Below are 8,303 nucleotides of genomic sequence, written 5' to 3' on the forward strand. Positions count from 1 at the left end.
AAGTTCAGGCCTACCTGAAAGACCACAACACCGAAGGCCTGGACATCCGCATCATGTCGCCGGTCGACGCGATGAAGTTCACCCTGGAGCGCACCCGCAAGGGCCTGGACACCATCTCGGTGACCGGTAACGTACTGCGCGACTACCTGACCGACCTGTTCCCGATCATGGAACTGGGCACCAGCGCCAAGATGCTCTCGATCGTGCCGCTGATGAACGGCGGTGGCCTGTTCGAAACCGGCGCCGGCGGTTCGGCGCCAAAGCACGTGCAACAGCTGGTGGAAGAGAACTTCCTGCGCTGGGATTCTTTGGGCGAGTTCCTGGCCCTGGCGGCGTCCCTTGAGCATTTGGGTGTGACGTACAACAACCCGAAAGCCCTGGTGCTGTCCAAGACCCTGGACCAGGCCACCGGCCAGTTCCTCGACAACAACAAGTCGCCATCGCGCAAGGTCGGCAACATCGACAACCGCGGCAGCCACTTCTACCTGGCGTTGTACTGGGCTCAAGCCCTGGCCGCCCAGACCGAAGACACTGCACTGCAAGCGCAGTTCGGCGAACTGGCCAAAACCCTGAGCGACAACGAGGCGACCATCGTTGCCGAGCTGAACGCCGTACAGGGCAAGCCAGTGGACATCGGCGGCTACTACGCGCCGAACCCAGAGCTGACCAGCAAAGCCATGCGCCCAAGCAACACCCTCAACGCGGCCATTGCCAAGTTGAAGTAAGGTTGTAAGGATGCAAAGAAGCCCCGGCCCCGTGCCGGGGTTTCTGTTTGTGCCCACTGCGCTTTTTGCTGAAGAAACCGGATCAAAATGTGGGAGCGGGCTTGCTCGCGAATGCGGTGTGCCAGTCGCCCGATGCATATCTGATGCATTGCATTCGCGAGCAAGCCCGCTCCCACACTGACTGCAATCCTGCCCAAAGACCGCCCCGCACCATGAATCGAGGTTTTGAATGACCTGGCAACCCCACATCACCGTCGCCACCCTCGTCGAAGACAACGGCCGGTTCCTGATGGTCGAAGAGCTCAAGGGCGGCCGCCTCGTGCTCAATCAGCCTGCCGGCCACCTGGACCCACACGAAACCCTGACCGAGGCCGCCGTACGCGAAACCCTCGAAGAAACCGGCTGGGACGTCGAAGCCACCGGCATCGTCGGGATTTACCTGTACACAGCGCCCAGCAATGGCGTGACCTACCAACGGGTCTGCTTCACCGCCAAAGCCTTGAAACACCACCCGGAGTATCAACTCGACGACGGCATCGTCCGCGCCCGCTGGCTGACCCGGGACGAGCTGATGGCCCTGCGCGATGACTGGCGCAGCGAGCTGATCATCCACTGCATCGATGATTATCTGGCCGGCCAGCGCCATAGTCTCGAATTGATCCGCCCTTCTCTTTAGCCTTGCGGGCGCGAGCCTGCTAGAATCGCGTCCTTTTTCAAGACACCCGTTGAAACCCTATGCGTGATCCAGCCCCTTCTGACACACAAAAGAAGCGCGTCATCGTCGGTATGTCCGGCGGCGTGGATTCTTCCGTTTCCGCCGTTCTGCTCATGGAGCAGGGTTATGAGGTGGAAGGCCTGTTCATGAAGAACTGGGAAGAAGACGATGGAACGGAATATTGCACGGCCATGGACGACCTGGCCGACGCCCAGGCCGTTTGCGACAAGATCGGTATCAAGCTGCACACCGCTAACTTCGCCGCCGAGTACTGGGACAACGTGTTCGAGCACTTCCTGGCCGAATACAAGGCCGGCCGCACGCCGAACCCGGACATCCTGTGCAACCGCGAAATCAAGTTCAAGGCGTTCCTCGACTACGCCATGATCCTTGGCGCCGACCTCATCGCCACCGGCCACTACGTGCGCCGTCGCGACATTGATGGCCGCACAGAGCTGCTCAAAGGCCTGGACGCGAACAAGGACCAGAGCTACTTCCTGCACGCCGTCGGCGGCGAACAGATTGCCAAGACCCTGTTCCCGGTGGGCGAGCTGGAAAAGCCCGACGTGCGCAAGATTGCCGAGCACTACGGCCTGGCCACCGCCAAGAAAAAGGACTCCACCGGTATCTGCTTTATCGGCGAGCGCCGCTTCAGCGACTTCCTCAAGCAATACCTGCCGGCGCAGCCGGGCGAAATCAAGACCACCGAAGGTGACGTTATCGGCCGCCACCATGGCCTGATGTACCACACCATCGGCCAGCGTCAGGGCCTGGGCATCGGCGGTTTGAAAGACGCCGGTGAAGAGCCGTGGTACGTGCTGGTCAAGGATCTTGAGAACAACGTGCTGATCGTCGGCCAGGGCAATGAACACCCGTTGCTGTTCTCCGGCGCCCTGCTGGCTTCCGAGATCTATTGGGTCAACCCGATCGACCTGAGCGCCCCACGCCGCCTGACCGCCAAAGTACGCTATCGCCAGAGCGACCAGCCCTGCACCCTGGAAAAAACTGCCAACGGCTATCGCGCCACCTTTGATGACCCGCAACGCGCGGTCACACCGGGCCAGTCCGTGGTGTTCTACGACGGTGAAATTTGCCTCGGCGGCGGCGTGATTGAAGTCGCCGAAGCCTGGAGCAACCCGGCATGAGCCCGACCCAGGAGCAACTGACGGCGCTCGGCGGGGTTTTCCTGGCCGCTGTGCTGGTGGACAAGATTGCCAAGACCGGCCAGGTCACCGAGGCGGGCCTGACCTGCATGCTCGGCAGCCTGCTGATCCGCGACCCCAAGGACACCCTGGAAGTCTACGGCGGTGATGACCTGGCGCTGCGCGAAGGTTATCGCGCGCTGATCGGCGCACTGGAGCGCGACCCCAGCACCCTGCAGCGCGAGCCCTTGCGCTACGCCCTGTCGATGCTCGGCCTCGAGCGCCAGTTGGCCAAGCGTGACGATCTGCTGGAAACCATCGGCAAACGCCTGCCGCAGATCCAATCCCAAGTTGAGCACTTCGGCCCGGCCCACGAAAACGTGGTCGCCGCCTGCGGTGCGCTGTACCAGGACACCTTAAGCACCTTGCGCCAGCGCATCCAGGTACACGGCGACATGCGCAACCTGCAACAACCAAACAACGCCTCGAAAATCCGCGCCCTGCTCCTGGCCGGCATTCGTTCGGCGCGGTTGTGGCGCCAGTTGGGCGGTCATCGCTGGCAGTTGGTGATCAGCCGACGCAAATTGCTTAAAGAGCTTTACCCGTTGATGCGCAACGAATAAGTCGCAGCAACCTGTTTTTTATCGCCTCACGCGTAATACGCCGGTCAGTTGGCAACGGGCCGGCGGATTTTTTCATGTATGATACGCGCCCCATTTCGTTGCCCGACTGTCCGAGAACACCCCATGCAGCTCTCTTCGCTCACTGCGGTTTCCCCTGTTGACGGCCGCTACGCCGGCAAAACCCAGGCCCTGCGCCCTATTTTCAGCGAATACGGCCTGATCCGTGCTCGTGTTCTGGTTGAAGTGCGCTGGCTCCAGCGCCTGGCCGCTCACTCTGCCATCAGCGAAGTGCCGGCGTTTTCCGCCGAAGCCAACGCTGTGCTGAACACCCTGGCGGAAAACTTCTCCCTGGAGCACGCCGAGCGTGTGAAAGAGATCGAGCGCACCACCAACCACGACGTTAAAGCCATCGAATACCTGCTCAAAGAGCAAGCGGCCAAGCTGCCGGAACTGGCCAAGGTCAGCGAGTTCATCCACTTTGCCTGCACCAGCGAGGACATCAATAACCTGTCCCACGCCCTGATGCTGCGCGAAGGCCGTGATGACGTGATGCTGCCACTGATGCGCCAGACCGCCAACGCCATCCGCGAACTGGCGATCCGTTTCGCGGACGTGCCGATGCTGTCGCGCACCCACGGCCAGCCGGCTTCGCCGACGACTTTGGGCAAAGAACTGGCCAACGTGGTGTACCGCCTGGAGCGCCAAATCGCTCAAGTCGCCGCCGTACCACTGCTGGGCAAAATCAACGGCGCCGTGGGCAACTACAACGCCCATATCTCGGCCTACCCGGAAATCGACTGGGAAGAAAATGCCCGCGCTTTCATCGAAGACGAGCTGGGCCTGGGCTTCAACCCGTACACCACACAGATCGAACCGCACGACTACATCGCCGAGCTGTTCGACGCGATTGCGCGCTTCAACACCATCCTGATCGACTTCGATCGCGATATCTGGGGCTACATCTCCCTGGGCTACTTCAAGCAGCGCACCATTGCCGGTGAAATCGGTTCCTCGACCATGCCGCACAAGGTCAACCCGATCGACTTCGAAAACTCCGAAGGCAACCTCGGCATCGCCAATGCCCTGTTCCAGCACCTGGCCAGCAAGTTGCCGATCTCCCGCTGGCAGCGCGACCTGACCGACTCCACCGTGCTGCGTAACCTCGGCGTGGGCTTCGCTCATAGCGTGATCGCGTACGAAGCCAGCCTCAAAGGCATCAGCAAGCTTGAGCTCAATGAGCACAAGATCGCCGCTGACCTGGATGCGTGCTGGGAAGTATTGGCTGAGCCGATCCAGACCGTGATGCGCCGCTATAACATCGAAAACCCCTACGAGAAGCTGAAAGAATTGACGCGCGGCAAGGGCATCAGCCCCGAGGCGCTGCAAACTTTCATCGACGGCCTGGACATGCCAGCCGCTGCCAAGGCCGAGCTGAAACTGCTCACTCCGGCCAACTACATCGGCAACGCGGTGGCCCAAGCCAAGCGTATCTGATCTAGCGCAAGCCCTCTTGAGACGCCCGGCCGCGCCGGGCGTTTTTATTCCTGTCTTAAAAGTGCTTTTTTTCAATAGGTTACACATGAATCCTGATATTCCTCTTCAACTTCTGGGCGGCATCACGGCACGCGAGTTCCTGCGCGACTACTGGCAGAAAAAACCGCTGCTGATCCGACAGGCAATCCCTGATTTCGAAAGCCCGATCGATGCCGACGAACTGGCAGGCCTGGCCCTGGAAGAAGAAGTCGAATCGCGCCTGGTCATCGAGCACGGCGAGCGCCCGTGGGAACTGCGTCGCGGCCCGTTCGCCGAAGACGCCTTCAGCACCCTGCCTGAGCGCGAGTGGACCCTGCTGGTGCAGGCGGTCGACCAGTTCGTACCGGAAGTGGCAGAGCTGCTGGAGCACTTTCGCTTCCTGCCAAGCTGGCGCATCGACGATGTGATGATCAGCTTTGCCGCACCTGGCGGCAGCGTTGGCCCGCACTTCGATAACTACGATGTGTTCCTGCTGCAAGCTCAAGGCAAACGCAACTGGAAAATCGGCCAGATGTGCAACTCCGAGAGCCCGTTGCTGCCGCACGCCGACCTGCGCATCCTCGCGGAATTCGAACAAAGTGAAGAATGGGTGCTGGAACCGGGCGACATGCTCTACCTGCCACCGCGCCTGGCACACTTCGGTATCGCTGAAGACGACTGCATGACCTACTCGGTGGGCTTTCGCGCCCCGAGCGCCGCTGAAGTGCTGACCCACTTCACCGACTTCCTCAGCCAGTACCTGACCGACGAAGAGCGCTACACCGACGCTGACGCCCAGCCGGTCAGCGACCCGCATCAGATCCAGGGCGACGCCCTTGACCGCCTGAAAAGCCTGCTGGCCGAGCACATGAGCGACGAGCGCATGCTGCTGACCTGGTTCGGCCAGTTCATGACCGAACCGCGTTACCCGGAAATGGTGGCAGGCGAAGATTTGGCCGAAGAAGACTTTATCAGCAGCCTGGAAGACGGCGCGATTTTGGTCCGCAACCCAAGCGCCCGTATGGCGTGGTCGGAAGTCGACGACGACGTATTGCTGTTCGCCAGCGGCCAGAGCCGTTACCTGCCAGGCAAACTGCGTGAACTGCTGAAACTGGTGTGCTCGGCCGACGCCCTGCACAGCGAAAACCTCGGCGCATGGCTCGCAGACGAAGATGGCCGCGACCTGCTGTGCGAATTGGTCAAGCAAGGAAGCCTGGGATTTGCCGATGAATAAGATTCACGTAAGTGTCGCGGACTGGCAAAAGGATATCGCTGAGATTCGGCGCATTCGTGAAGCGGTGTTTATCGCTGAACAATCGGTTCCACCGGAGCTGGAGTGGGATGCAGACGACGCCGACGCAGTGCACTTTCTCGCGTTCGAAGGCGATTTCCCTATAGGCACCGCGCGCTTGCTGCCCAGCGGCGAAATCGGCCGCGTTTCGGTACTCAAGGACTGGCGCGGGCTGAAGGTCGGCGACAAGCTGATGGAAGCCGTGATGGGCATGGCCGAGCAACGCGGCCAGACCAAGCAGTTCCTGAGTGCGCAGGTGTACGCGGCGCCGTTTTATGAGCGGTTGGGCTTCAAGATCGTCAGTGATGAGTTTCTTGAAGTCGGAATTCCGCATGTGGATATGGTGCGCGGGGACTGATCCGAGACCTTGCTTGCGATAGCGCCATCAGCAACACCCAAAATGCCCTGCCTGCCAGGGCATTTTGCCGTCTACGATTCAACTTGCGACCTGCCAGGCCGACAAACTGGCACTATCACGCTAAATGACTCGCAGAGATAACGGACATGTCCCTACGCACCCTGCTCACCGCCCTCCTCCTGACCGCCAGTGTCTCGGCCGTCGCCGACACCGCAGTCGTCAACCTGAGCAATCGCACCAGCGCCGACTTGTTGCCGGTGGCGCAGCACTTCATCGGCAAGGACGGCAGCGTCAGCGCCTACGGCAACCAGCTGATTGTGAACGCTGACACAGATAAGATTGAGGGTTTGCGCGCGCTGCTCGCGCAGTTGGACACGCCCGCCAAGCGCCTGCTGATCACCGTCGACACCAACGAAAACAACCAGCAGAACAGCGGCGACAGCCAGACCCGCATCATCAGCTATGGCACCACCAGCCGTGACGGCGGCATCCAGCAGATCCAAGCCAGCGAAGGTGTGCCCGCACTGATCCAGGTGGGCCAGAGCGTGCCATTGACCACCACGCAGCAGGACGGCTATGGCCGCCTGCAAAACCAGACCCAGTATCGCAACGTCACCCAGGGCTTTTACGTGACCGCCAGCGTCACCGGCGAGACCGTACACCTGGCTATCAGCACCAACCGTGACCGCATGAGCCAGGAACGTCCCGATGTAGTGAACGTGCAAAGCACCGACACAACTGTCAGCGGCCGTCTGGGTGAATGGATCCCGCTGGCCGGCATCAATCGTGAGACCCAGGCGGACAAATCCTCTACAACCCGCAGCTACTCTACGCAGGGCCGTGATGACCTGACTTTACGGGTCAAGGTCGACACCCTGAACTGAAGCACCAAAAACTGACTGACGAGTCGTCTTAGACTAAAGATGTAGTGCTTTGAAAAAAGCACTACAAAACATTTGACGATCCAAAAAAGCCTGTGCATGATGGCCTCGCTCCCGCTAATCAGGGGCCCTGGCAAGGGCCTTCGGATCGCCGCTCTAAGCTACCCACCTGAGCCGATTCGTGTCTGTACCGCCCACAAGGTGTGTTTGACGAGGTTGCGACTGGAACGAAGTTGTCCCGAGGGACGGAAGCTAACCAGGTAACCCGGCTACACACTGATGAACCGTACAAAGGCCCACGATGCCCGAAGACCGTTCGCAGTTCGCCCTTACCTGCTCAACTCCTCCTCTCGCCATTCGTTCATCCCGTCGCCTTCCCCGCCAAACTTGACTTGACCACCTAAGCTTCTGGTCAGCGAGCAGCCATAACCACGCATTGATTACGTGGTAGGCAAACGGAATTTTCAACCTAGTAGATTTTCCATAAAAGACGCGACGAGGTTTTTCCCCATGGCACTGACACGCGAACAGCAAATTGCAGCCCTTGAAAAAGACTGGGCTGAAAACCCACGCTGGAAAGGCGTAACCCGCGCTTATTCCGCTGCTGACGTCGTCCGCCTGCGTGGCTCGGTTCAACCTGAGCACACCTTTGCAAAACTCGGCGCCGAGAAACTGTGGAAGCTGGTCACCCAGGGTGCCAAGCCGTCCTTCCGTCCCGAGAAAGATTTCGTCAACTGCATGGGCGCCCTCACTGGCGGCCAGGCAGTTCAACAGGTGAAAGCCGGTATCCAGGCGATCTACCTGTCCGGCTGGCAAGTGGCTGCGGACAACAACTCCGCTGAATCCATGTACCCCGACCAATCGCTGTACCCGGTGGACTCCGTGCCGACCGTGGTCAAGCGCATCAACAACTCGTTCCGCCGTGCTGACCAGATCCAGTGGAAAGCGGGCAAAGGCCCAGGCGACGAAGGCTACATTGACTACTTCGCACCGATCGTGGAGGACGCTGAAGCCGGTTTCGGCGGCGTACTGAACGCTTACGAGCTGATGAGGAGG

9 protein-coding genes are annotated in these 8,303 nt (G+C 60.2%); all 9 read left to right on the forward strand.

The window, feature by feature from the left end; translation table 11 throughout:
- On the forward strand, positions 1–725 hold a 725-nt coding region (locus E0F99_RS27300), incomplete at its 5' end, for an NADP-dependent isocitrate dehydrogenase (RefSeq protein WP_165447646.1).
- Positions 726–954: 229 nt separating this feature from the next.
- The gene (locus E0F99_RS27305; RefSeq protein ID WP_083358906.1) at positions 955–1,401 is read left to right on the forward strand and encodes an NUDIX hydrolase; all 447 of its coding nucleotides are present in this window, start codon (positions 955–957) and stop codon (positions 1,399–1,401) included.
- 59 nt (positions 1,402–1,460) lie between these two features.
- Positions 1,461–2,585 (forward strand): tRNA 2-thiouridine(34) synthase MnmA, encoded by a 1,125-nt coding sequence (mnmA, locus tag E0F99_RS27310; RefSeq protein WP_083358907.1) that lies wholly within the window; start codon positions 1,461–1,463, stop codon positions 2,583–2,585.
- Complete coding sequence (gene hflD, locus E0F99_RS27315; RefSeq protein WP_083358908.1) at positions 2,582–3,205, forward strand: high frequency lysogenization protein HflD; 624 nt, start codon at positions 2,582–2,584, stop codon at positions 3,203–3,205. Before mnmA ends, hflD begins: the two co-directional genes overlap by 4 nt.
- A gap of 123 nt (positions 3,206–3,328) precedes the next feature.
- The gene (gene purB / locus E0F99_RS27320; protein WP_083358909.1) at positions 3,329–4,699 is read left to right on the forward strand and encodes an adenylosuccinate lyase; all 1,371 of its coding nucleotides are present in this window, start codon (positions 3,329–3,331) and stop codon (positions 4,697–4,699) included.
- Between the two features lie 85 nt (positions 4,700–4,784).
- Positions 4,785–5,951, forward strand: coding sequence for a ribosomal protein uL16 3-hydroxylase (locus tag E0F99_RS27325; protein ID WP_083358910.1), 1,167 nt, complete (start codon positions 4,785–4,787; stop codon positions 5,949–5,951).
- On the forward strand, positions 5,944–6,366 hold the full coding sequence (locus E0F99_RS27330; RefSeq protein ID WP_083358911.1) for a GNAT family N-acetyltransferase: 423 nt from the start codon (positions 5,944–5,946) through the stop codon (positions 6,364–6,366). Before E0F99_RS27325 ends, E0F99_RS27330 begins: the two co-directional genes overlap by 8 nt.
- A 146-nt stretch (positions 6,367–6,512) precedes the next feature.
- Positions 6,513–7,250: a secretin N-terminal domain-containing protein gene (locus tag E0F99_RS27335; RefSeq protein WP_083358912.1), complete on the forward strand. Its 738-nt coding sequence runs from the start codon at positions 6,513–6,515 to the stop codon at positions 7,248–7,250.
- Between the two features lie 507 nt (positions 7,251–7,757).
- Positions 7,758–8,303 (forward strand): beta/alpha barrel domain-containing protein (locus E0F99_RS27340; RefSeq protein WP_479725194.1); only part of this gene is annotated, 546 nt, incomplete at its 3' end.

The sequence above is a fragment of the Pseudomonas antarctica genome, assembly GCF_900624995.1.
GTDB classification, from domain to species: Bacteria; Pseudomonadota; Gammaproteobacteria; order Pseudomonadales; family Pseudomonadaceae; genus Aquipseudomonas; species Aquipseudomonas antarctica.